This window comes from Herbidospora yilanensis (genome assembly GCF_001570565.1).
In the GTDB taxonomy this organism is placed as follows: Bacteria; Actinomycetota; Actinomycetes; order Streptosporangiales; family Streptosporangiaceae; genus Herbidospora; species Herbidospora yilanensis.
Map to the genome: position 1 here is coordinate 1 of NZ_BBXE01000002.1, position 1,320 is coordinate 1,320.

The 1,320-nt window shown below is 66.1% G+C and carries 1 protein-coding gene; it reads right to left on the reverse strand.

Features of this window, described 5'->3' with window-relative positions:
- Window positions 1–26: 26 nt before the first annotated feature.
- Window positions 27–1,270, reverse strand: a protein-coding gene (locus AW273_RS00010) for an IS3 family transposase (RefSeq protein ID WP_157555491.1) whose coding sequence is annotated in 2 segments (ribosomal slippage) — window positions 27–988 and window positions 988–1,270 — 1,245 coding nt in all. Because the reading frame shifts where the segments join, the coding sequence is not laid out codon by codon here.
- Window positions 1,271–1,320 lie beyond the last annotated feature (50 nt).

Sequence of the window (1,320 nt, forward strand, 5' to 3'; positions counted from 1 at the left end):
GAAGCAGCCCGGGGTCAGTGGAGGCTCTAAATGCTGACTCCAGCTGCCGGTTGGGGCTGGTGTTGAGCGTAGTAGACGGTCTCGTATTCGGCGGGTGGGACATTGCCGATGGCGGTGTGGATGCGCTGGTTGTTGAACCAGTCGACCCATTCGGCGGTGGCCAGTTCGACGTCCGCCAGCCCCTTCCAGGGCGTGCGGGGTTTGATCAGTTCGGTCTTGAACAGGCCGATCGCCGATTCCATCAACGCGTTGTCGAGGGCGTCGCCGATCGTTCCGATCGAGGCGTCGATCTTCGCCTCCATGAGATGAGCGGTGAAGGCGAAGGATGTGTATTGGCTGCCGGCGTCAGAGTGATGCACCAGACCCGGTCCGGCCGGCCTTCCAGCGCGATCACGTCGCCATAGCCCCATGTCCAGGGCGTCCAGGACGAGTTTGGCCCGCTTGGTCGTCGCGGCTGACCAGCCGACGATCGCGCGGGAGTAGACGTCGACGACGAATGCGACGTAGACGACCCCAGCCCAGGTCAGGACGTAGGTGAAGTCGGCCACCCACCGCTGGTTGGGCCGGTCCGCGGTGAAGTCCCGTCGCAGCAGGTCATCGGCTCGGTGGTGTCTGTCGTCCCGGACGGTGGTGCGGATCTTCCCGCCGCGGCGGGCGCCCTGAAGGCCAAGCTCGCGCATCAGCCGGGCGACCGTGCAACGGGCCACCGCGATCCCTTCGCGGTGCAACTGCCGCCAGACCTTCCGGAACCCGTAGACGCCGTAATTGTCCCGATGGACGCGGGCGATCTCCTTCTTCAGTTCCTCATCCCGCAGCGCGCGAGCGGAAGGCTCGCGGCGAACGGCCGCGTAATAGGTGCTGGTGGCGATCTTCAGCCCGTGGCCCGTCAGGACACGGCAGATCGGCTCGACCCCGAACACCCGCTTGAACTCGTCGATGAACGCTACGAGCGCTTGTGTGGCCGGTCGAGCTCGGCCGCGAAGAAAGCCGACGCCGCCTTCAGGATCTCATTGGCCCGCTTCAGCTCGGCGTTCTCCGCCCGCAGCCGCTTGATCTCCGCCGCTTCCTGCGATGTCGTTCCGGGCCGCCGGCCCGCGTCGATCTCTGCCTTGCGCACCCAGGTCCGCACCGTCTCCGGCGTCTTGACGCCCAGTTTGGCCGCGACGGCCTTCATGGCCGCCCATTCGGTCGGGTAGTTCGGGCGCACCTCGGCGACCATGCGCACCGCACGCTCGCGCAGCTCAGAGGGGTAGGGGGACAGACGTGCCATGACTCGATCCTCTCAAGGAATCGAGCCTCCATCAGAACCGGATCGCTTCA